We start from the raw sequence: 23,562 nt of genomic DNA on the forward strand, positions 1-23,562 counted from the left end.
CGGGCCGTTCTTCCCGGTGGATCGGACGGCTCCGCTCACCCGGTCTGCCCCGCGGCGGCGCACCCGTCGCCAGAGCAGTGCACGAACGCGTACAGCTGGTTCGACAGCTCCCGCCGCCGCTGCTCGGGCAACTGCGCGGCGATGTTGCGCAGCTCGTCGGGGTCGTGTTTCAGGTCGTAGTACTCGTGCTCGCCGTCGGCGTACTCGACGTAGAGCGCGTCGCCGGTGCGGATCGCGTTGTAAGTCGTCGGCGCTCCGGGCGCGGAGTCCTGCCGGTCCGGGTCGTCCGGCGAGGGTGCGGGTTTGACGTGCTCGACCAGCGCCGCCTGCCGCCAGCCGGCCGGTTTCCCGCCGCGCAGGAACGGGACCAGCGACCGGCCGTCGGTGCCGGCGGGCGCGGGCAGCCCGGCCATGCCGAGGAACGTCGGCGCGAGGTCGGTGTTCTGCGCGAACTCGCCGACGTGGCGGCCCGCGCCGACCCCCGGCCCGGTGACGATGTACGGGACGTGGATGTCGATGTCGAACGCCGTCATCTTGCCGCCGGCCAGCCGGTGCTCGCCCATGTGGAAGCCGTTGTCCGAGCCGAAGACCACGTAGGTGTCGCGGTCGATGCCGAGCGTCGCCAGCTCGCCGCGGATCCGGCCGATCATGTCGTCCACCGACTGGACCATGCGGACCCGGTCGCGGAACCCCTCGTCGATCCGGGCGATCGCGCCCTTGCCGAGCTTGGGGTGCTTGCGCAGCCAGGACGGCTTGTCGCTGATGTCCTTCTCGTTGAACGACGGCGACCGCGGTGCCTTCAGGTGGGGGAAGCTCTTGGCGTACCTGGGCGCGGACACGAACGGGCCGTGCGGCGCGAACGTCGAGATCTCCATGAAGAACGGCTGGGACGAGCCGCCCGCACGCCGCACGAAGTCGGTGCCCTTGTTCGCCAGGACGTCGGTCAGGTAGTCCTGCGGCCGGTGGCCGTAGGAGACGAGGCGGCCGTTCTCGTTCAGGTTGTATCCGTACTCGGGGTAGCCGTTGCCGGCGACGTACCACTCGCTCCACCCGGGCGGCACGTACGGCCGCGCCCCGCCCTGCTTGTCGTCGGGCTGGTAGCCGTTCATGTACTTGCCGAGGAACGCGGTGCGGTACCCGGCCTTCTGCAGCGCGGGGCCGAACGCGTTCTGCTCCCCGCCGTTCTGCTTGAAGACCTGGTACCCGCCGAGGGGCGGGAAGTTGGTGCGGACCTTGGTGTTGTGCGGGTAGCGCCCGGTGAGGATGGTCGCCCGGGATGTGCAGCACAGCGAGTCCGCCATGAAGAACTCGTCGAACGTCAGGCCGTCCCGTTGCATCTTCTGCACCTGCGCCATGTGCGCGACGAGGTTCCACGACAGGTCGTCGGTGAGCACGAAGATGATGTTCGGCTTCTTCGCCGCGGCCGGCGTGGCCGTTCGCTTGCCCTGGACGGCGCCGGGCGCGGCCCGATCGCTGCAACCGCTCGCCACGAACGCGGCGAGGAGGCACAGCAGGACGGCCGCCGCGCGTCCCCGCGGACGCGCCGGCCGGGGCCGGCCCGGCCGCACACGCGGGCGGAGCCGCCGTTGTCGGGTCACTGTCCGCCCTTCCCTCCCGGTGCGCGGGCGCCTCGCGCCCGGCCGCGATGCCCGTGTCACGGCGTGCGCCGGCGATAGATGATCAGAGGTCCGGCCTGCAAGGGTAACGAGCCCTGTGGCGATTCGTGCACTTGGCGCCAGTTCGCGGTTCGATGCGCCTTGTTGGCATCATGCGGAGGACGGGTGAGGGAGGGCGGGGTTCTGCGAGAGCGCGGGCTGTCGGCGCCACTGGTGGGCGGAACCGTGATCAGCGCCGTCGTGGCGCTGGTCGTGGTGATGGCCGCCTCATGCCTGCCGGGCGCGGCCGGGCCGGCACCCGGAGCGGGGCCGGGACGTTCGTCCGTCCCGCGGCCGCGCGCGTCGACACCGCCGCCCACCCCCGCCGGCGCCCAGACGCCGATCACCCCGCCCGGCTACTCGCCCGTCGAGCCGGTGCTCGACGGATGGTTCGCCGACCCGACGGTGATCAAGGCGGCGGACCGGTACTACGCCTACGGCACCAACAACGGCGACGCGACGATGCCCGTGGCGACCGCGCCCTCGCCGGCCGGCCCGTGGACCCGCTCGCCCGGCGACGGCCTCGCACGGCTCCCGTCCTGGGCGGAGGAGGGGCGGACCTGGGCCCCCGAGGTCGTGCCGCCGCGGCAGGGGTCGGGCATGTACGTCCTCTACTTCTCCGCCGCCCGCCGGGACCGCGACGTCCAGTGCATCGGCGTCGCGACCTCGATCTCGCCGGCCGGGCCGTTCGTCCCGGTCGACGGCCCGCCGCTGGTGTGCCCGCTCGACCTCGGCGGCGCCATCGACCCGTCCTCCTACATCGAGACGGACGGGACGCGGTACCTGCTCTACAAGAGCGACGCCAGGAAGACGGCGGCGATCTACCTCGTCCCGCTCACCGCGGACGGGCTGCGCGTGAACGGGCCGGCCAAGCGCCTCATCGGCCATGACAGGAGCGAGCCCGTGCTGGTGGAGGCGCCCGACCTGGTGCGCCGCGGCGGCAAGTACGTGCTGTTCTACTCGGCCGGCTGGTACTTCAAATCCGACTACCAGACCCGCTATGCGGTCGCGGCGTCCCTCCAGGGCCCGTACCAGAAGTCGCCGTGGCCGCTGCAGTCCACCGGCGCGTACCGGGGGGCGGTCGAGGGCCCGGGCAGCGCGGACGTCCTCAGCGACGAGACCGGCGACCATCTGGTGTTCCACGGGATCCTGAAGCACCACGGAGGGTCGACGGTGGACCGCGGCATGTACGTGGCCGCGCTCGGCTGGGACGGTTCCCGGCCGGTCCTGCGGGGAGTGCCCGTCCGGTACGAGGCCGAGCGGGGACGGCTGAACGGCTGCGTCTCCGTGCTCCGGCGGCCGGAGGCGTCGGGCGGCTCGGCCGTCGGCCCGTTCGACCGCAACGGCTGCCGCCTCGACGTCCCGGTGTTCGCGCCTGCCGGCGGGCGCTATTCGGTGCGGATCGGATACGCCAACCGGTCGGGCGAGGACTCCCACTTGGAGTTCTCGGCGAACGGCCTCGCGGGCGCGACGTTCACGCTGCGCGGGACCAAGGACGCGGACTGGGCGTCCGCCGCGGTGGAGGCGACGTTGAACGCGGGCTGGAACACGCTCAGCCTGATGCGGGTCGACGGGCAGGGCCAGGTCGACTACCTCGAGATCCGCTAGGGCTTCGCGGGGACGGTGCGGCGCGGCTTCGGCAGGGCCCGCTGCGGCGTGGCGGGCGCCCCCTTCGGGTGCGCCTTCGACGGAGCCCGGTACGGGCCGGTCCGCACGTACAGGATGAGCCGTCCGCCCTTGAACCGCCAGTTGCCCGCGATCCGCCAGGGGCCGGTGGCCTGGATCATCTTCAGCCGCCGGTCCACCAGCGGCCCGGGGTTCTCGTTGATGGCTCTGGTGCGCATCATCCACACCCGGTCGGAATGAATGAGCGGGCCGCGCAGTTGCCAGGGGGCCTTGTCGATGCCGGAGAAGTTGCCCGCGTGCACCGGGTCCTCGGCCATCCCGATGTCTCGCAGGCGGCCGAAGGCGTCCGGATAGGCGCCCGCGTCCCAGCGGACGACACCGTTGAGATAGACGATCGGGTCTCCCTGGTGCGCCTGGCGGCGCACGATCTCCGCGGCGGTGCGCATGTCGTCGAGCTTGGCGTCGTGCCGCCGTAGGGCGGTCTGCGGCTGCACGGACGGGACGACCAGCACCGCGACCGCCACCGCGAGCAGGGCGCCGCCAACCCACGGACGGCCGATGGCGGCGATCGCGGCCAGCCCGGCCCCCATGAGCAGTGACAGGGCGGGCACGCAGAACAGTACGTAGCGGAACATGAACATGGGGTCGGCCACTAGCGACGCGAGGAGCAGCAGGGCCGACGGCACGACCAGCCAGGGCAGCGTGAGGACGGTGAGCGGGACGCTGGACCCGTCGGCGCGGCGCCGGGCACCGTGCTGGCCTTCGGCGCCGTCCGAGCCCTCCACGGCGTCCGCACCGCGCGTCCGGAGGCCGACGAAGGCGCCGGCGAGCACCGGCACCAGGGTCGGCCAGAGCAGATCCCGGCCGCCGACCATGAACTTCACCAGCTGCCAGACGAGCGTCCACGTCGGCCGGGGCAGCCAGGCGACCTGGTCGGCCTGGGTGTGCGCCGTCAGCGCGAGCGGGAGGAGAAGGACGCCGGCCAGGCCGCCGCAGACCGTCCAGCGCAACCACGACCGGCGGGCCTTGGAGCGCGCCACCAGGAGCGTCGCACCGTGCGCCGGCAGCAGCAGGACGCTGTCGAGGTGCAGGAGACCGAGCAGGAGGATCGCGAGCCCGTACCCCGCGAACCAGCGCCACGGATGCCGCTCCCGCGGGTGGACGCCCCGGATGAGCAGATAGGTGGCCAGCACCGCGACCGCGGCCACCATCGCGTACGAGCGGGCCTCATGCGCGAAGGACGCGACGGGAATGGATCCCGCGTACACCAGTCCGGCCAGCAGCCCGGCCATCGGCCCGGCGCAGCGCCGCCCGATCAGCGCGACGCCCCCGGCCGCCACCGCGGTCGCCAGCGCGCTCGGCAGGCGCAGCGCCGTCTCGCCGGCGCCGAAGACCGCGACCCACGCCTTCATGCCCAGGTAGTAGAAGGCGTGCACGAGGTCGAGGTTGTGGAACAGGCGCAGCATCTGCCCGACCGGGCGGCCCGTCGCGCTGAGCGTGGCCGCCTCGTCCAGCCAGAACGAGGGCCGGCCGAGGTAGACCAGGCTGATGGCGAGCGCGGCGGCCGCCGGAACCAGCGGCACCGCCCACCGGGCGAGCCGCCGCTCCGGGCGCGCCGTCTCGTCGCGCGCCGGGCTATCGAGGGCGAGGCTCGTCATCGGATGGGACCTCCACTCCGACCTCGCGCAGCAGGTCGGCGGTCGGCTTCGGGCGGGTGAGCAGGCCGTCGCGCAGGCCGCGCAGCATGGCGCGGCGCAGCACCGCCCGGTCCCGGGATCCGGCGAAGGTCCGGGTCCAGCGTCTGAGCGTGGACCCCGCGTACAGCACGCGTTCCGGCGGTGCGAGCCCCGGACTGCCGCTGAACAGCCAGATCTTGTTGCGCACCTCGTAGAAGAAGCGGTCGCCCGGGTCGGCGTCCGCCCCGCCGAACTCCTTGGTCTTGTGGACGACGACGCTGCGCGGGCACAGCACCCCGCGGCGGCCGCGCAGCAGCCGGGTGGTGAACTCGAAGTCGTCGTTCCACAGGAAGTAGTCGGCGACGGGCAGCCCGCGCTCCCGCACCGAGGCCGCGTCCACCAGGACGGAGACGAAGGACGCGGAGCGGACCGGGACGCAGCCGGCCGCCCGCGCGATCTCCCGCTCCGCGGGCGGGGTGCGGGGCTTGGCGCGCGGGGTGTTCATCGGATGGTCGCGGCCGTCGGTCCACACGACGCGGCTGGCCACGAGGGCCGGCGGTCCGTCCGGGCCCGTCGCCCGGTCGCGGGCGGCCAGGAGTTCGCCGAGCGCGTCCGGCTCGGGGACGGTGTCGTCGTCCAGCAGCCAGAGCAGATCGGTTCCGGCCTCCAGAGCGTGCGCCATACCGGCGCCGAAACCGCCCGCCCCGCCGATGTTGCGCGGCAGGACCAGCAGGTCGGTGTCCGGGAAGCCGCGCGCCACGACGTCCGCGCTGCCGTCCGAGGAGGCGTTGTCGACGACGACGACGCGGTCCGGCGGACGGGACTGGCCGGCGAGCGCGGCCAGCGCCTCCTCCAGCAGGGAGCGCCGGTTGTAGGTGACGACCACGGCGGTGACGGACGCGGCGGTACCGCCCGCCGGACCCCCGGTCACAGGCCGCGCCGGCCGGTGGCGCGGCGGGCGGCGCGCTCCAGCGCGGGCGGCGCCGCGGCCGGCGCCTGCACCAGGCGGTCCAGGTTCTGCCGGACGTCGGCGAGCTCGCCCTGCAGGTGGGCGAGCCCGATGCGCTCGTTCGCCCTGGCCAGTTCCCGGAGCAGCGCGGCGGCGACGCCGACGGACGCCGATGCGACCAGCTCCTCCGGCACGTCGCCCGGCAGCAGGACCTGCTCCGGGTGCCGGGAGGTGGCCAGCTCGTCCAGGTCGCCGGCCACCCGGTAGCCGGAGGCGCGCAGCGACCCGGCGAGTTCGCGGGTCCGTTCGGCGGCCCAGGCGGCGTGCCGTGCGGGCAGTCCCATACGGGTGCGGCCGGTGTCGTCGGTCCCCTCGGTGAGCCCGTGCCCGATGAGGTGGTCCCGGACGAGCCGCTCGTAGTCGCCGCCCAGCGCCGGGGCGATCTTCTCGTTGAGCCGGCGCAGCAGTTCCGCCTCGATCACCGAGAGCGGCTCCTCCTCGGCGATCCCGCCGACGTCGCAGGTGCCGGCGTCGATGCCGGTCAGCGCGCTGAAGCGGTCCCACAGCAGGCCGGGGCGCTCCCCGGGCGGCGGCACGGTGAGGACGTGGATGCGCTCCTTGGGCACCACCGACTCCCAGGTCCGCAGGACCCGGACGGCGTCGTGCAGCCCCCAGAACATCTCCCCGTACGGTTCCGGGGCCGCCGCGCCGAGGGTGATCAGGTCGTCGACGAACCGTTCGAAGGTGATCGTGTGCGTGTGCCTGATCTGCTCCTGCCAGTCGAAGATCAGCTGCCAGCCCAGGTCGCGGGTGGCGAACACCACGTGCACCTCGGCCGGTTCGAGCGCCGCCACGGCCCGCTTGGCCTGGTGCTCGGTCGCGCCGCCGAGCAGGCCCTGGGAGAAGACCGCGGTGTGCCCGTCCCAGTCGTGGACGCGCTCCGCCATGCGGTCCCAGGCGCCGGCCCAGGCCGGGTCGCGGTGCCCGCCCCAGCTCATCTCGCGCAGGTCCATGACCGCGCCGAAGTGCTCCATCGGGCCCGCGATGGGGTAGCAGACGCCGGCGTCGCCGAGGCGCCGGCGATTGGCCCACAGCGCGTCGTGGAGGAACGCCGTGCCGGCGGTCGGCGCTCCGACGTGCAGGTAGACGGTCTTGCCGGGTCGGTCCCCGCCCATGGTCACCCCGTGTTCGTCTCGACGTCGGATCGGCCGCCGCGCTGGATCCGGCGGTAGGCGCCGCGCAGTTGGCGGACGGCCGGGTAGCGTTCGGCGGCCCGCGCGGACAGCGGCGCCGCGTCCCGGACCAGTGCGGCGGTGTACTCCGCCAGTTCCGCGGTCTCCTCGCGCAGCAGGTCGATGCGTTCGGGGACCGGCACCGCGGAGCCGCCGACCGGCGCGCCCTTCTGCTCCACCTCCAGGAGGCGCTGCAGCAGCGCGGTGACCGCGTCGGTGCCGACGTCGGCCATCTCGGCCCCGGACGGCCCGGTGGACGGGCGGGCGCCGCGCTTTCCCCGGGAGGCGGTGGGGACCAGGTCGTAGAGGTCGCCCACCACGTGGTAGCCGGCCGCGCGCAGCTGCTCGACGCTCTCGATGGCGCGGTCGGTCGCCCACATCAGGTCGTCGGCGGACAGGGCGATCTTGGTGGGGGAGCGCCTGGCGGTCAGCACCTGCTGGGCGAGGAACAGCTTGACCTGGTCGTTGTAGACATGCCATCCCACGCGTTCGTCGAGGGACTCGTTGAGGTCCCGCAGGAACAGCGTCTCGGCCAGGCCGAGCGAGGGGTTGGAGAACGAGCCGGAGAGGTCGTACCGCCAAGGCGACAGGCCGACGGCCGTGCAGAAGCGCTGCCACAGCAGGTCGCGGGGGGCGCCGGGCGGGGGGAGCGTGACGAGGTGGACCCGCTCGGGGGGCAGTTCCACGCCCCAGCGGGCGAGCACCGCGACGGGGTCCTGGAGCCCCCAGAACAGCCGGGCGGTCTCGAAGCTGCGCCAGTCCGCGCGCCGCAGCGCGGCCACGAAGTCGTCGAACGACGTGGTGAACCGGTTCTTGACGTCCTCCTGCCAGTGCGCCGGTATCTGCCGGCCGAGATCGCGCACGGTGAAGACGACGTGGACGTCGGCGAATGCGAGGTCGGCCATGGCCTCCCGCACGTAGCGGACCCGGGCGGGGGCGAACAGCTCCTGCGAGATGATCGTGGTGCCCGGCCAGTCGCGCGCCTCGGCGACCAGCTCGTGCCAGGCGCCGCGCGTCGAGGGGTCGGAGGCGTCGCGGAAGAAGGTCCGGCGGAGGTCGAAGGCCGCCCTGACGTGGGCGGCGGGGTCCTCGCCGGGGTAGCTGAAGCCGTGCCTGCGCAGCCGGTCGCGGTTGTGCCACAGCACGTTCTGCAGATACGTCGTCCCGCTCTTGGCCGCTCCGACGTGCAGGAAGACCGCGGGGCGCGCGCTCTGCGTCGCGCTCTCGGAAGTGGGGGATGCCACCGCGTTCCTTGATTCCTGCCTCAGTGCCGACCGAACGCCGGGTATCTTAGCCCCATTCCGTACCATTGGCCCGGCTGATGCCTTTCTGCGCAGCTGGGTTCTTCCGCTCTCCCACACGGGGATGGACGCCGTCCAGTGAACATAGATCTCGTGGTGGCCGGTTCCGGGTTCTTCGGACTGACGGTCGCCGAACGGTGCGCGGCCGACCTCGGCCTGCGCGTCCTGGTGCTCGACCGCCGTGGGCACATCGGAGGCAACGCCTACAGCGAGGACGAGCCGGAGACGGGCATCGAGGTCCACCGGTACGGCGCGCACCTCTTCCACACCTCCAACAGGCGGGTGTGGGAGTACGTCAACCGGTTCACCTCCTTCACCGGCTACCGGCACCGGGTCTACTCGACCTTCAAGGGGCGGGTCTACTCGCTGCCGATCAACCTCGGCACCATCTGCGAGTACTTCGGCCGCGCCTTCACCCCGGACGAGGCCCGGGAGCTGATCTCCGGGCAGGCCGCCGAGGTGACGGCGCCGTCCAACCTGGAGGAGAAGGCGATCTCGCTGATCGGCCGGCCGCTGTACGAGGCGTTCATCCGCGGTTACACGGCCAAGCAGTGGCAGACCGACCCCCGGGACCTGCCGGCGGAGATCATCACGCGGCTGCCGGTCCGGTACACCTTCGACAACCGCTACTTCAACGACGTGTACGAGGGGCTGCCGGCCGACGGCTACACGGCCTGGCTGGAGCGGATGGCCGACCACCCGCGGATCGAGGTGCGGCTGGACACCGACTTCTTCGACATGCGCGACGACGTCGTCGGCAACGTGCCGGTCGTCTACACCGGCGCGCTGGACCGCTACTTCGGCTACGTGGAGGGCGACCTCGGCTGGCGGACGCTGGACTTCGAGATGGAGGTCAAGCCGACCGGCGACTTCCAGGGCACCCCGGTGATGAACTACGCCGACGAGGACGTGCCCTACACGCGGATCCACGAGTTCCGCCACTTCCACCCCGAACGGGACCGCTACCCCGCGGACAAGACCGTGATCATGAGGGAGTACTCGCGCTTCGCCGCCCGCGGCGACGAGCCGTACTACCCGATCAACACGGCGGCGGACCGCGCCCGCCTGCTGGCCTACCGCGAGCTCGCCCGGGGCGAGAGCGGCGTGCTGTTCGGCGGGCGGCTCGGGACCTACAAGTACCTCGACATGCACATGGCGATCGCGAGCGCTTTGAACATGATCGACAACCAGTTGCGTCCCCATTTCGCCGAGGGTGCGCGTCTCATCAACGGAGGCGAGGACGAGTGACCGATCAGACAGGGGCGGGCCGCGCGGCCGGGACGGGCGGCGAGGACGAGCCGCTGCGCGTCCTGCAGCGCGTCGTGATGCCGGTGGACCGCGATCTGGACGTGCTGAAGCTGTACGTCGAGGGGGAGATCGCGCGCGGCGCCGAGGCGCTCGCCGCCTCCACCGAGGTGGAGGCCGCCGCCACGGGCGCGCCGGGCGACGGCGTCGGCCGCCGCAGCCTGGTCGTGCCGGTCGGACGGCGGGTCTCGTTCGCCACCTACTTCAACGCCTTCCCGGCGAGCTACTGGCGGCGCTGGACGTCGGTCGAGGACGTCGTGCTGCGCGTGCGCGCCCGCGGCGAGGGCACCGTGATCGTCTACCGCTCCAGCTCCAAGGGGCATGTGCAGCGGGTCGCCTCCGTCAAGATCGACTCGGAGGCCTCCCAGGAGGAGACGTTCTCCCTCAGCCTGCGCCCGTTCATCGACGGCGGCTGGTACTGGATGGACATCCTGGCCGGAGAGCGGGACGCCGTGCTGGAGCGGGCCGACTGGTGCGCGGCTCCGGGGACGGGCGGCGGGTACGTCCGGCAGGGCCGGGTGAGCCTCGGCATCACCACCTTCAACCGCCCGTCGTTCTGCGTGGACCAGCTCCTCGCCCTCGGTGGCGCCGGCGAGGTGCTCGACGTGGTGGACCGGGTCTACGTCGTCGACCAGGGCGACCAGAAGGTGCGCGACGACGGCAGGTTCGCGGCGGCCGCCGACGCGCTCGGCGCCCGGCTGCAGGTGATCGAGCAGGCGAACCTCGGCGGGTCCGGGGGCTTCTCCCGCGCGATGGACGAGACGCTCCAGGCCGGGACCAGCGACTACGTCCTGCTCCTCGACGACGACGTGGTGACCGAGACCGAGGGGATCCTGCGGGCGGTCGCGTTCTCCGACTTCGCCCGCACGCCCACCATCGTGGGCGGCCACATGTTCAACCTGTTCGTCCGCTCGCAGCTGCACGCCTACGGCGAGGTCGTCGCCAAGTACCGCTGGTGGTGGGAGGAGGCTCCGAACACCAAGCGCGAGCACGACTTCGCCAAGGCGCCCGTCGCCCAGGCGCTCGTCGAGGCGGCCGGCGTGAAACCGCGCGTGAAGACCAGCTCGGGGAGCCTGCGCGAGACCCCCTGGCTGCACCGGCGCGTCGACGTGGACTACAACGGCTGGTGGATGTGCGTGATCCCGGTCGACGTCGTCCGCAAGGTCGGGCTGTCCATGCCGATGTTCATCAAGTGGGACGACGCCGAGTACTGCGTCCGGGCGGGCGCCGCAGGCTTCCCGACCGTGTCCCTGCCGGGCATGGCCGCCTGGCACGTCCCCTGGCAGGACAAGGACGACGGCATCGACTGGCAGGCCTACTTCCACGAGCGCAACCGGCTGGTCACCGCGCTGCTGCACTCGCCCTACGAACGGGGCGGCAACCTGGTCAAGGAGAGCTTCATCATCGCGGTGAAGCACGCGCTGGCACTGCAGTACTCGACCGCGGAGCTGATGCTCTCGGCGATCGAGGACGTGCTGACCGGGCCGGAGCACATGCACGCCGGGATCGCCGGCAAGCTGGCCGAGATCAACGCGTTCCGGGCGGCCTTCCCGGACGCGCAGAACCGCACCAGCCACGAGGAGTTCCCGCCGGTGCACCGCAACAAGCCGCCGAAGCGGGGCCGCGGCTTCAGGCCGCCGCGCGGCAAGGTGAACGTGCTGGCGAGCGCGATGCTGGGCACGGTCAAGCAGCTGCGGCCGGTGGACCCGGGCGCGCAGGGCAACCCCCAGGTGGTGGTCCCGCACATCGACCGGCACTGGGGCCTTCTCTCGCAGGTCGACAGCGCGCTGGTCTCCTCGGCCGACGGCACCAAGGTGGCCTGGTACCAGCGCGACCCGGAGCGGTTCAGGCGGATCCTTCGGCGGGCGTCGGTGCTGCACGCCAGGCTCAGCCGGGAATGGCCGGAACTGGCCGGCCGCTACCAGGTGGCCATGGACGAGCTGGCCTCCCCGGAGTCGTGGCGCCGCACCTTCGAATCCGCGGAGCAGGACGGCCCGGTGCGCCCGGCGAGGTCACCGCAGGAATGACGATCACGCAACCGCGGCCGGCGGCCCCGATGCGGCCGCCGGGGGACAGCGGCGGCCTGCGCGAGACCTTCCGGAACAAGTACCTGCTGCGCCTCCTCGTGCGCCGGGAGCTGCGGGCCCGCTACAAGGGGTCGTTCCTCGGCCTCGGCTGGTCCTACGTGCGGCCGGCCGTGCAGTTCGCGGTGTACTTCTACGTCGTCGGCGTCTTCCTCGGGACGAACCGGTCGGTCGAGGACTTCCCGGTCTACCTGTTCTCGGGCATGGTGCTGATCAACCTGTTCACCGAGACGCTGCACTCGACGACCCGGTCGGTGACGGGGAACGCGCCGCTCGTGCGGAAGGTGTTCCTGCCGCGCGAGCTGTTCCCCACGGCCTCCACGCTGGTCTCGCTGGTGCACTTCCTGCCCGGGGTCCTCATCGTGATGGTCGCGTCGGTCGCGTCCGGGTGGCGGCCGTCGCCGGTCGCGCTCGGCGCCGGGGCGCTCGGGCTCGCGATCATCGTGGTGCTCGGGTTCGGCATCGGGCTGGCCTTCGCGGCGGTGAACGTCTTCTTCCGCGACCTGGAGCAGGTCGTGGACATCTCGATGATCGTCATCACCTGGTCGGTGCCGATGATCTACCCGTGGACGCACGTACGGGACCACGCGCCCGGCTGGGTCCTCGACCTGTACCTGGCCAACCCGCTGGTCAGCGCCATCTCGCTGTTCCAGCGGGCCTTCTGGTACCCGGGGACGGACGAGACCTTCGCCTTCCCGCCGGACCTGTACGAGCGCGCGGGAGTCGCGCTCGCCGAGGCCGTGCTGGTGTTCCTCGCGGGACGTGTGCTCTTCGCCCGCATGCAGAAGCGTTTCGCTCAGGAGCTGTAGCCGTTGATCCCCTCGATCGTCATCGACTCGGTGTCGAAGCACTTCACCCTCCGGCACGCGCACTCGTTCAAGGAGATGAGCGTCCGCGCCTTCCGCGGGCAGCGGCTGTCCGACCGGTTCACCGCGCTCGACCACGTGAGCCTCACCCTGCACCAGGGCGAGACCGTGGCGCTGATGGGCCTGAACGGGTCGGGCAAGAGCACGCTGCTGAAGCTCATGTCCGGGGTCATGCAGCCGGACGAGGGCTCGGTGCGGGTGCGCGGCCGCATCGCCGGGCTTATCGACGTGGGCGCCGGGCTGCACCCCGAGCTCACCGGCCGGGAGAACGTCTACCTCAACGGCGCGATCCTCGGCATGTCCCGGGCGGAGATCCAGCGCAAGTTCGATGCGATCGTCGACTTCTCGGGGATCGAGCGGTTCCTCGACGACCAGGTGAAGTTCTACTCGTCCGGCATGTTCATGCGGCTGGCGTTCTCCATCGCGGCGCACACCGAACCGGACGTCTTCCTCATCGACGAGGTGCTGGCCGTCGGCGACCCGCCGTTCCGGGAGAAGTGCCTCGAGCGGATCAGGGAGCTGCGCGGCGAGGGCCGGACGATGGTCATCGTGGCGCACGACATCCAGATGCTCGTCGGGCTCTGCGACCGCGGCGTCACGATGCGGCAGGGCCGGGTCGTCTATGACGGGCCCACCGAGGAGGCCGGGCGGCTGGTCCGCGAGGACCGGCAGGCCCGCCGAGCGGCGGCAATGGGAGAAATCGGTGGATAAGGTATCCCGAGCCGCGGCGCGGCGCGGCCGTCGGTCCGGACAGGCGACCAGGCCGGAATCCATGGAAGGGAAGCGGCGATGAGCGCGAACGAAGCCGGTCACCCCCTGCTCGACAAGGTCTACCGGATCGTCGCCGACGGGACGTGCTCCGTCCTGTCCCTGGACATCTTCGACACCGTGCTGTGGCGCCGCGTGCCGCGCCCCACCGACGCGTTCGCGCTGCTCGGCGCACGGCTGCGGGACGCGGGCCTGTGCCCGCCGTGGGTGACCGACGCGACCTTCCGGCGGATGCGGATCGGCGCCGAGGAGGCGGCCCGCCGCAGCCGCGACACCCTCGGCACCGAGGTCTCGCTGTTCGACATCTGGCGGGCGATGCCGGCCGGGGTGTTCGGCTCGGCGTCCCTGGACCAGCTCGTCGCCGCCGAGCTGCGGCTCGAACGCGAGATCACCGTGGTGGACCTGGACGTCGCCGAGGTCGTCAAGGCCGCGCGGAAGCAGGACGTCGAGGTTGTCCTGGTCTCCGACACCTACTTCACCGAGGACCAGCTGGCGCACCTGCTGGACCGCCCGGAGCTCGGCCCGATGGAGGACGTCCGGATCTTCCGCTCCAACCAGCACGGCACCGACAAGGCGTCCGGCCTGTGGGACATCGTGCTGCGCGACCTCGGCCGCAGCCCGGAGCAGATCGTGCACATCGGCGACAACGAGGTCGCCGACGACGAGGTGCCGGCCGGGCTGGGCGTGCGGACGGTTCGCTACCGCCGCCTGGACGAGCCGTACACGCAGGTCCTCGAGCGCGAGCACGAGCCGCTCGCCCCGGCCGGCGAGCACGCGCCCGACCTGGACGAGCGGCACGGCGACCTCGGGTTGACGAGCCTGCGGGCCAAGACCGTGCACGCCGGCGGCCCGTTCGCCACCTCGGCGCTGGAGACGGCCTGGCGGTACGGGGCCGGCGTGCTCGGCCCGGTGCTGACCGGGTTCGCCGAGTGGATCGCCGAGCGGGCGGTCGAGAACGGCACCCGGATGCTGTGGTGCCCGATGCGCGAGGGGGAGCTGCTCTCCAAGCTGATCAACGACGCCGCGCAGGCCCGGGGCTTCGACCTGGAGGCCAAGCCGGTCTGGCTGTCGCGGTTCGTGACGTCGCTGGCCGGTCTCGACCCCTTCGACACCGACGCGGTGCACGCGTTCGTCCGGAGCGGCTACCAGCTGACCGTCCGGCAGGCGCTGGCCGTCCTGGAGCTGCAGCCCGGCGACGTGCCCGGGCTCGCGACGGAGCTGGACACCGTCGTCGACAACGGAGACATCGCCGACCGGGTCAGCGAGGCGCTGACCGAGACGCCGCACCTCTGCAACCGGCTCGCCGTCACGGTCACCGCCGCGCGCGAGCGGCTGCTCCGGTCGCTGCGGGAGGCGGGCGCGCTCGACGGCACCGACCTGACCCTGGTCGACCTCGGCTGGGGCGGGACGATCCAGCGCCAGCTCGCCCGGGTCCTGGAGATCGCCGGCATCGACATCGCGCCGTCCGGGCTGTACCTGGCCACCGACAACCGCGCGGAGCGGCTGTACCTGGCCGGCCTGCGCGCCGAGGGGTATCTGGCGCAGGCCGGGCATCCCGCCGCGGTCGCCGCGACGGTCACCCGCAGCCCCGAGGTCGTGGAGCAGTGCGTGAACGCGCTGTGCGGGTCGCTGATCGGCTTCACCGACGAGGGCGGTCCCGTCCTCGGGGACTCCGCCGACTCACCGTCGCAGAACGCCGAACGCCGGACCGTCCAGGACGGCATCCTGGCGTTCCAGCGAACGTGGAACCGGTACGTGACCCTCTCCGAGGGCGCCTGGCCGAGCCTCGCGCTGCCGGCGGCCCGCGAGCGGCTGGCGCGGATCCTCATCTCGGCGCTGCAGTCGCCCACCTCCGACGAGGCGGCGGTCTTCGGCAACTGGGTGCACGAGGACAACTTCGGCTCCACGCTGGTCACCACGCTGCTGCCCGCCGACCTGAAGCCCGCGATCCCCTACCTTTCCCCGGGGGACCTCGAGGACCTGCACATGCGGGACTCCTTCTGGCCCGCGCTGCTCTCCGCGTCCGACACCGGACTCGGCGCCGCGGCCAAGGCCATCGCGGACGGGGCGATCCGCACGGAGGCCTTCGACCCCTCCGGCGAGCGCTACGAGACGCGGCTGCGGTACCGGACGTCGGACGACCGGTGGCACGAGCCCATCCGGCGCCGCGTCCGGATCAACCACAACGGGCTGTCGTTCGCGCGGTTCGCCTTCGAGCACCACGACACGGTCGACATCTCCCTGGCCATTCCGGGCCGGCCCGCGATAGTGCGGGTCGACTGGATCGAGGCCCGGGTCATCGCCGGCGGGCGCCGCCACGAGCAGGTGCTGCGCTGGGACATGCCCGAGGACTTCGTCGGCCTGCACTATGCCGACTGCCGCTACCTCGGCGGCAACCTGATGGAGTTCGACACCTCCTACGCGGCGGTATGGCTGCCGCTCGCCCGCCGCGCCGGGGCGCCGGTGGTGTCGTCCGGGCAGATCACCGTCGCGTTCGCGATGCTGCCGCAGTCGATGACGGGCATGGCGCCGCGGATGCCCGTGGACAGGAAGGCCGCGCGCGCCGCGAGGACCGCCCGGCTCACCGACAGGCTCCGCGAGGAGTACCGCGCGGCCGGTGTGAAGGGCGTCGCGGCCGGGGCGGGACGAGTGGCCAGGAGGAAGCTCGGCGATGGTTCGTGAGCACGGCGAGGAGATGACCGGGTCCCGCGAGGATCCGCACCGGCAGGCACGGGCGGCCCGCGAGGCGCCGCTGCTGCTGCATTCGATGTCGGTGTTCCGGGAGCTGTTCGCGGCCGTCTTCGGCTGCCGCGAGATCGGCACGGTGATCGAGGTCGGCGTGGAGTCCGGCCAGGTCAGCTCGGTGTACGCCGATCTCGGCGCCCACGTGTACTGCGTCGAGCCGAGCCCGGACGACGACCTGCGCGCGGTCCTGGACGCCGATCCCCGGCTCACCCTTGTGGAGGGGTACTCGCCGGCGGCGCTGGAGGGCCTGCCCGTCGCGGACCTCTACGTGCTGGACGGCGACCACAACTACGCGGTCGTCCGCGCGGAGCTCGACTGGATCACGAGGAACGCCCCCGACGCGGTGGTCGTCCTCCACGATGTGCTGTGGCCGTCCGGCCGCCGCGACTTCTACTACCAGCCGTCCACCCTGCCGCCGGAGGACGTGCATCCGGCAACGGCCGACGGCCCGACGGTCTGGCACGACGAGGTGACCCCGGCCGGATTCGTCGGACGCGGGGCCTTCACGGCCGCGACGCACGCCGGCGGCGAGCGCAACGGGGTCCTGACGGCCGTCGAGGACGCGGTGGCGGAGAGCGGCGGCGGGTGGCGGCTGGAGATCGTCCCCGCGGTGTTCGGGTTCGGCGTGCTGGTCCGGGAGGACGCGCCGGGCGCGGACCACATCTTCGCGGCGCTGCGCCCGTTCACCTCCTCCTCGCTCCTCGCGTCCATGGAGAACAACCGGATCGCGCTGTACTCCCGGGTGCTGCAGCTGCAGTACGAGGCGGTGTCGCGCGCGGACGACGCGAACCGGCTGGCCGAGACCATCGCCGTCCAGCAGCAGAAGATCGAGCAGCTGCGGGCCGAGCTGCAGCGGGCCACCGCAGGGTCGGGGTCCCGGCCGCGCGCCGCGGAACGTGCGAAGGGGCCGGCGGGCAACGACTACGTCACCACCGTCGCCATGCACCGCGAGACCTGGGGGACGTTCCTCCAGCAGGACCCCGCGCTGGTCGACGCGGAGAAGCTGCACGAGCTCCTCGGCATCCCGATCCTCGGCGGGCACCGCGCCGACCTGGAGGCGTTCGCGGGGCACAACACCGTGTTCGACCGCATCGCCGCCCGGGTCGGGGCCGGAGGGCTCGCCTACGAGGACCAGGGCAGCGCCCAGCACTACTTCGACCTCTTCGGCCGCGCGGAGGCCCGCCACCAGGAGCTGACCAGGCTCGTCGACCTCGGCGTCTTCATGGGCGGCTCGTCCGTCGTGCTCGCCGGCTGCGTCGAGCCGATGGGCCTGGAGCTGGACCTCGTCGACGTCAACCACGCCTACCTGCAGTTCACCTACGAACGGCTGCGCCGCATCTTCCCGGGTGCCATGCAGCGCGTCCGAATGTTCCACGGCGATCTTCCCACCTACGTGGAGAAGGTCCTGCTGGAGGAGAACCCGGTGCGCGCCATGATCCACCATGATGGTGCGCATGCCTTCGGGCAGGTCGTGAAGGACCTCAGCGCGCTGCACTTCGCCCGCGACCGGGTGCACAGCCTCGCGCTCAAGGGCACCCACCTGCGCGGCGACATCGCGCACTCCAACTTCGTGGACGCCGCGGCCTACGCCGTGTTCGGCGCCGACGTGAAGTACGAGCCGCTCGGAGCGCAGTTCACGCCGGACGCGCCGGTGACGAATCCGGACCAGTGGGCGGGGAACTACTTCGTGCCCGGCCGGCCGGAAGGCATGTACATCATGTTCGGCGGCCTGGACTGGAAGTACCCGCACCGGACGATGACCCTGGACGCGTTCCTCCCGGCGAAGGCGGATCCGAAGGGCTGAGGGGCTGGGGCGGGCGAGCCAACCGCCGGGAGATGCTCTGACCGCATCCGGCCAATCTTGGCCGGGTGCGGTGTCCGGTGTTTGCCGGTGGTCGCCTTGGTGACCGAATTGGTGGTCCGGGTCGGTTCTGAGAACCTGTTCCGCCGAACGTGACACGGGACCCCGGCAGGCTCTTTACTCTTGCGGTGTAGGGACAGACAGCACCGACGAACCGAACTGCAACCCCCGGCGTTTCCCCCGTTCCGCGACTCCCAGGGGTCTCTCGACGTGACGGACATGGCGAGCGGGTCCGCGATGGCGCGGCTCACACAGGCCGACCGCGTCTACGTGGGCTGGCGCTACGCGCAGGTGCACCCGGACCCGGGACCGCCCCCCGGGCTCCCCGAGACGCCCGAACGGCCGTCGGCCGGGCCGCCCGCGCGGCGCCCCGCCGAGCACATGACGGCGCGCCCGCTGCGGATCGCCACCGGCGGCACCGTCGCCGGCGCCGCGCTGTTCCTGGCCTGCGGCGTCGCCGGGATGCTGCCGTGGGCGTTCGCGGGCGTGGCGCTGCTGGCGTGCGCGGTCGTCCTCGGCATCACCGGCGGCGCGCTGTGGCGGGACGAGCAGGCCGTCCGGGCGCGGATGGCCGACGAGCGGGAGCGCGGCGAGCGGGAGCGGGTCGCCCGCGACCGCGAGCACGACGCGGCCCGGCGCGCCTATGACGACGCCCGGCGCGAGTGGGAGCGGCGGCACCGCGCGTACGAGAGCCAGCGCGAGTGGTATCCGGTCGCGGTCCCGCCCGGCGTCGACCGGGTGGACGTGGTCGGCGGGACGCTCGCCGGATGGTCCGCCGCCGTCACCACGATGGGCGCGGCCCGGCTGGCGGTCGGCGCCCGGCTCACCGTCATCGACCTGTCCGAGGGCGCCGTCGCGCACGACCTGCTGCGGCTGGCCGCCGACCGCGGCGACGACCCGCTCGTCTGGGTGCTGCCCGCCGACCTGCCGCGCCTGGACATGTCGCGGGGGCTGAGCCCGGAGGCGCTCGCGGACGTGCTGTCGCTGGTGGTGAGCGCCGGCGAGGAGGAGGGCGGCACCCGCGACCTGTCGTTCGACAACTCGATCCTGGAACGGCTCATCGAGGTGCTCGGCCCGGACGCGACGATCCCGCGCATCACCGCGGCGCTGCGCGTCCTCGCCCAGGTCGGCGACCCGCGCGAGGACCTGCGCAAGGGCCTGCTCACCGACGAGCAGCTGGAACGGGTCGCGACGCTGTTCGGCCGGGACGCCACCGACCGGATCGTGGTGCGCCGCGCCTGGGCGCTGGAGGCGCAGCTGCGCAAGCTGGAGAGGCTCGCGACCGAGCCGGTGGGGCTGCCGCCGTCCCGGCTGCACGTCGTGTCGATGGACCGCCGCGCGGGCGTCCTCACCAACCGGATCCTCGGCACCTACGTGACGACGGCGCTGACCCACCGCATCCGCGAGTCGCCGCCCGGGGGCCGCTGGGACCACACGCTGTTCCTGTGCGGCGCCGAGAAGCTGCGCGGCGACGTCCTGGACCGGCTCATCGACGCCTGCGAGGCCACCGGGACCGGGCTCGTCCTGATGTACCGGTCGATCCCGCGGCACGTCCGCGAGCGCCTCGGCCGCCGGGGCCACGCCGCCGTCGGGTTCATGCGGCTCGGCAACCCCGAGGACGCCCGCGTCGCCGCCGAGCACATCGGCACCGACCAGCCGCTGCTGGTCGCCGAGATCACCGACTCGGCGGGCGAGACGCTGTTCGACGTCGCGGGGGAGAGCTACGCCAGCACCGTCGCCTACGCGCGCCCGCGCGGCGACGGCCTCACCGACCCCGTCTGGTCGCCGCTGCCCGCGCCCGCCGCCGACGACTCGGTGCTGGTCGAGGGGATCAGCTCGGCGACCGCGTGGGGCCGGACGGTCACCGCCCGGCCCGCCGCCAAGCAGCGGTTCCGCGAGCTGCTCGTCGAGCCGCCGCAGCTCCAGGAGCTGCCGCCGACCGCCATGGTCTTCACGCACTCCGGCGCGACGGGCCGCCGCATCATGCTGGTGGACGCCAACCCCGGCATCATCACGCTGCCGACCGCGCACTCGATGGAGTTCGAGGAGTACCTGCGCGAGCAGGAGGCCCTCGAACAGGCCGCCGGTGAGGAGCCCGGTGACCGCGACGGGGTGCCGGACGGCGATGCGGGCGGTGGCTCCGCGGACGCCGAGCCGGAGGAGGCGCCGCAGTCCGAGCCGTCCGCGCCGCCCGCCGCGCCGCGGGCCCGGTACGCGCTGCCGCGCGGCGCCGCGCCCCGCTCGCGCCGGATCGTCCCGCCGCTGAAGCGCAACGGCCGCCACAAGGCCGACCCGCCCGCCTGACCCGCCCTCTCATTGACTTGCTGCAGGGGCGGTGGCGCGCGGTGAGGGCGCGGGTAAGGATGGTCGGGTGACGTTCCCCCCAGGTTCCATGCCGCCCGGTATGCCCCCGTACGGACGGGCAGCGGGCGTGCCGCCCGGCGCGCCGCCGCCCCGGATGGGCGGAGCGGGCCCTGGCGAGGGACGGGGTGAAGGGTGGGGCGAGGCGGTCGTGCTGCCGGGGCCCTGGTACCGGATCCAGGCGATCCCGGCGCCGCAGCGGAACGCGTCCGCCGAATGGGACTTCGTCAGCGTGCTGCCCGCCGCGCTGTCGGCGGCGCGGCGCAACCGCCCGTTCGTGGTCGGGTGGCTGTCGGCGGGCGGCGGCGCCCCGCTGGAGCTGATCACCAACGCGGGCCCGATCGGCGCGCCGGGGCCGGGCGGCGAGGCGCAGGGGCTGCTGTTCCCGAGCGGCGCGCGCGGCGTCCCGGTCGGCGACGGCTGGCTGCGGCAGGCGTCCCGGATGGCCTGGACGCGCTGTCCCGGACGGCTCGCCCCGCAGGTCGGCGCGGCTGAGGCGGGCCCCGGCCTGTTCGAGGCGACGCTCGTCACGCTGATGGAGCGGCCGTTCGGCTGGTTCGTGGTCGCCGAGCCGTGCGACGAGCGGCTGATCGACACCGAGATGCGCGAGCTGCACCACGAGCTGCGGATGCTGCGGCGCGGCGAGGACGAGCAGGCCCGCCTCGCCGTTGCCCGCGCCGACCAGCGGCTCGCCGAACTGGACGCGTTCCGCGAGGCCGGGCTCTGGCAGGTCCGGGTCGTCGCGGGCGCGGCGACGCAGGCGGAGCTCGGTCAGATCGCCCCGGTCCTCGTCGGTTCGATGGAGCTCGGGCACCATCCGTACCGGCTGCGGTCGGGGCACGGCAGCGGCACGTTCGAGGAGATGCTGCGGCCCGGCGCGGAACCGGCGCCGCTGCGCCCGTCGGCCGAGCCGGAGCAGCGCTACCCGTTCGTCGCGACGGCGGGCGCGCTGGCGGCGCTGGCCGGGCTGCCGCGCCGCGAGGTGCCGGGCCTGCGCGTCCTGGACGCCGGGTACTTCGACGTGACGTCCGAGACCGACGACGAGCCGTCCCGGCCCGCCGAGGCGCGGATCGAGCTGGGCGCGATCCTGGACGGCCAGGACCGGCAGGTCGGCACGTTCACCGTCCCGCGCTCGACGATCAACCGGCACGTGTTCGTGACGGGCGCGACCGGCGCGGGCAAGTCGCAGACCGTCCGGCATCTGCTGGAGCAGCTGACCCGCGCGGGCGTGCCGTGGCTGGCGATCGAGCCGGCGAAGTCGGAGTACGCGGCGATGGCGGGCCGCATCGAGGACATCGGCGGCCCGGTCACGGTGGTGAACCCGTCCGACCCGGGGTCGGTTCCGCTGTCGGTGAATCCGCTGGCGCCCGAGCCCGGCTATCCGGTGCAGGCGCACATCGACATGGTCCGCGCGCTGTTCCAGGCCGCGTTCGACGCCGAGGAGCCGTTCCCGCAGATCATGGCGCAGGCGCTGCAGCGCGTCTACGAGACCAACGGCTGGGACGTGGTGACCGGCGCGGGCGTTCCCGGCTCGCTGATCGAGCCGGCCGTCCCGACGCTGGAGCAGCTGCAGAACGCGGCGCTCCAGGTCATCCAGGACGTCGGGTACGGGCGCGAGCTGATGGCCGACGTGCAGGGCTTCGTGGACGTCCGGCTCCGCTCGCTGCGGATCGGCTCCGCCGGACGGTTCTTCGAGGGCGGCCACCCGGCCGACATCGGCGGGATGCTGCGCGACAACATCGTCCTGGCCATCGAGGACGTCGCGAACGACGAGGACAAGGCGTTCCTCATGGGCACCCTCATCATCCGGATCGTCGAGCACCTGCGGATGCGCGAGCGGCGCCGCGACCGCTCCGACGGCCCGGCGCTGCGGCACGTCATCGTGATCGAGGAGGCGCACCGGCTGCTGCGCAACCGCGGGCCCGAGCGCGGCAGCTCGCACGCCGTCGAGCTGTTCGCCGGGATGCTCGCGGAGATCCGCGCGTACGGCGAGGGCATCATCGTCGCCGAGCAGATCCCGACCAAGCTCGTCCCCGACGTGATCAAGAACACCGCGCTGAAGGTGGTGCACCGGCTGCCCGCCCACGACGACCGGCACCAGGTCGGCGCGGCGATGAATCTCGACGCCGACCAGTCCCGCGAGGTGGTGTCGCTGCGTCCGGGCGTCGCGGCGGTGTTCGCCGACGGGATGGACCGCCCGCTGCGCGTCCGCGTCCCGCTCGGCGAGGGGCGCGAGGCCGAGCTGCCCGGCCCGCCGCCTCCCGTGGACGGCCGCCGGTCGGCGGCGTGCGGCTGCGAGTGCCGGTCGGGCCGCGCCTGCACCCTCTACGAGCTGCGCGAGGCCGACCTCGTCGCGGGCCATCCGGACTGGGCGTGGCTGCGCCTGTGGGCGGACACCCTCGTCCTCGCGCACGTGGTGAACCGCCCGGTGCCCGCCGTCCCGCCGGAGCTGGGCCGGGCCTGGTCGCGGCTGGCGCCCCGGCTGCGCGAGTGCGCGCTCGCGACCGTCCTGGAACGGGCCGTGACCCGCCGGTCATGGGCGCTGCGCACCGTGTACCCGCCGTCCGAGCTGACCGCCACCGCGGCCGCCGTCGCGCAGCGGCTGCTCGGCGGCGGCACGTCCGAAGCGGCCCCGGGCCCGAACTGGGTGATCCCGCAGCTCCGCTGGCTGCACGAGCTGGACCGGCTGTTCCCCTACGGCGCGGGCGTCCCCGACAAGCACGCGCCCGCGCCGCCGCTGGACTACCAGCTGCCCGGCCTCAAGCAGCCGCCCGCGCCGAAGCTCGGCCACCGGTTGCGCGCGCTGCGCCGCCACCCGCTGTCGATGGAGCTGGACCGCAATCGCCCGCTCGCCCTCACCGCCCTCGAAGGCGACGACGACAACGCGGGCTTCTATGCCGACCTCGCCGTCATCGCGATCGGCCTCCCCGAGGAGGAGCAGATCGAGCACGTCGCCGGGGCGATGCGCGCCGAGTCATGGCTGGAACCGGTGCTGAGCTGGCCCGAACGGTTCGTCGAGCCGTTCGCCGACCCGTCCGCCGGCCTTCCCTTCCTGTCCCGCGTCCCCGAAGCCGAACCGGGCGGCGCCGACGATGCGTGAGCGGTCGACGACGATGCGATCACGATTCGGTGA

At 73.0% G+C, this 23,562-nt stretch carries 14 protein-coding genes; 9 read left to right on the forward strand and 5 right to left on the reverse strand.

Going from position 1 to position 23,562, the window contains the following annotated elements; translation table 11 throughout:
• Nucleotides 1–35 precede the first annotated feature (35 nt).
• Nucleotides 36–1,598 (reverse strand): sulfatase family protein, encoded by a 1,563-nt coding sequence (locus tag ABD296_RS32330; protein ID WP_344275882.1) that lies wholly within the window; start codon nt 1,596–1,598, stop codon nt 36–38.
• Nucleotides 1,599–1,829: 231 nt separating this feature from the next.
• Here ABD296_RS32330 and ABD296_RS32335 point away from each other — a divergent pair, with 231 nt between their 5' ends.
• Nucleotides 1,830–3,263 carry a family 43 glycosylhydrolase gene (locus tag ABD296_RS32335; RefSeq protein ID WP_344275884.1) on the forward strand — a complete coding sequence of 478 codons (1,434 nt, stop codon included), beginning with the start codon at nt 1,830–1,832 and terminating at the stop codon, nt 3,261–3,263.
• On the opposite strand, the gene ABD296_RS32340 is transcribed toward ABD296_RS32335, so the two are convergent.
• From ABD296_RS32340 to ABD296_RS32355, 4 genes are read right to left on the reverse strand one after another with little or no spacing between them, the layout of a single operon-like run.
• Nucleotides 3,260–4,939, reverse strand: coding sequence for a glycosyltransferase family 39 protein (locus ABD296_RS32340; protein ID WP_344275887.1), 1,680 nt, complete (start codon nt 4,937–4,939; stop codon nt 3,260–3,262). The genes ABD296_RS32335 and ABD296_RS32340 overlap by 4 nt on opposite strands.
• Nucleotides 4,917–5,888, reverse strand: a complete 972-nt coding sequence (locus ABD296_RS32345; RefSeq protein ID WP_344275890.1) for a glycosyltransferase — start codon at nt 5,886–5,888, stop codon at nt 4,917–4,919. Before ABD296_RS32345 ends, ABD296_RS32340 begins: the two co-directional genes overlap by 23 nt.
• Nucleotides 5,885–7,081 carry a hypothetical protein gene (locus tag ABD296_RS32350; RefSeq protein WP_344275893.1) on the reverse strand — a complete coding sequence of 399 codons (1,197 nt, stop codon included), beginning with the start codon at nt 7,079–7,081 and terminating at the stop codon, nt 5,885–5,887. Before ABD296_RS32350 ends, ABD296_RS32345 begins: the two co-directional genes overlap by 4 nt.
• 2 nt (nt 7,082–7,083) lie before the next feature.
• Complete coding sequence (locus tag ABD296_RS32355) at nt 7,084–8,382, reverse strand: hypothetical protein (protein WP_344275896.1); 1,299 nt, start codon at nt 8,380–8,382, stop codon at nt 7,084–7,086.
• A 135-nt stretch (nt 8,383–8,517) separates the two neighbouring features.
• On the opposite strand from ABD296_RS32355, the gene glf reads away from it, so the two are divergent.
• The 8 genes from glf (at nt 8,518) to ABD296_RS32395 (ending at nt 23,529) form a co-directional block, all read left to right on the forward strand.
• Nucleotides 8,518–9,687, forward strand: a complete 1,170-nt coding sequence (glf, locus tag ABD296_RS32360) for a UDP-galactopyranose mutase (protein WP_344275899.1) — start codon at nt 8,518–8,520, stop codon at nt 9,685–9,687.
• On the forward strand, nt 9,684–11,771 hold the full coding sequence (locus ABD296_RS32365) for a glycosyltransferase (RefSeq protein ID WP_344275902.1): 2,088 nt from the start codon (nt 9,684–9,686) through the stop codon (nt 11,769–11,771). The genes glf and ABD296_RS32365 overlap by 4 nt, the downstream gene beginning before the upstream one ends.
• Nucleotides 11,768–12,637: an ABC transporter permease gene (locus ABD296_RS32370; RefSeq protein WP_344275905.1), complete on the forward strand. Its 870-nt coding sequence runs from the start codon at nt 11,768–11,770 to the stop codon at nt 12,635–12,637. Before ABD296_RS32365 ends, ABD296_RS32370 begins: the two co-directional genes overlap by 4 nt.
• 3 nt (nt 12,638–12,640) lie before the next feature.
• Entirely contained in the window at nt 12,641–13,405 is a 765-nt protein-coding gene (locus ABD296_RS32375; RefSeq protein ID WP_344275908.1) for an ABC transporter ATP-binding protein, read from the forward strand.
• A 78-nt stretch (nt 13,406–13,483) separates the two neighbouring features.
• A complete protein-coding gene (locus ABD296_RS32380; RefSeq protein WP_344275911.1) occupies nt 13,484–16,144 on the forward strand; it encodes an HAD family hydrolase in 2,661 nt (886 codons plus the stop codon).
• Entirely contained in the window at nt 16,134–18,011 is a 1,878-nt protein-coding gene (locus ABD296_RS32385; RefSeq protein ID WP_344275913.1) for a class I SAM-dependent methyltransferase, read from the forward strand. Before ABD296_RS32380 ends, ABD296_RS32385 begins: the two co-directional genes overlap by 11 nt.
• A 276-nt stretch (nt 18,012–18,287) precedes the next feature.
• Nucleotides 18,288–20,372 carry a coiled-coil domain-containing protein gene (locus ABD296_RS32390; protein ID WP_344275916.1) on the forward strand — a complete coding sequence of 695 codons (2,085 nt, stop codon included), beginning with the start codon at nt 18,288–18,290 and terminating at the stop codon, nt 20,370–20,372.
• A gap of 67 nt (nt 20,373–20,439) precedes the next feature.
• Nucleotides 20,440–23,529, forward strand: a complete 3,090-nt coding sequence (locus ABD296_RS32395) for an ATP-binding protein (RefSeq protein ID WP_344275918.1) — start codon at nt 20,440–20,442, stop codon at nt 23,527–23,529.
• Nucleotides 23,530–23,562 lie beyond the last annotated feature (33 nt).

Source organism: Actinomadura napierensis (assembly GCF_039529375.1).
In the GTDB taxonomy this organism is placed as follows: Bacteria; Actinomycetota; Actinomycetes; order Streptosporangiales; family Streptosporangiaceae; genus Spirillospora; species Spirillospora napierensis.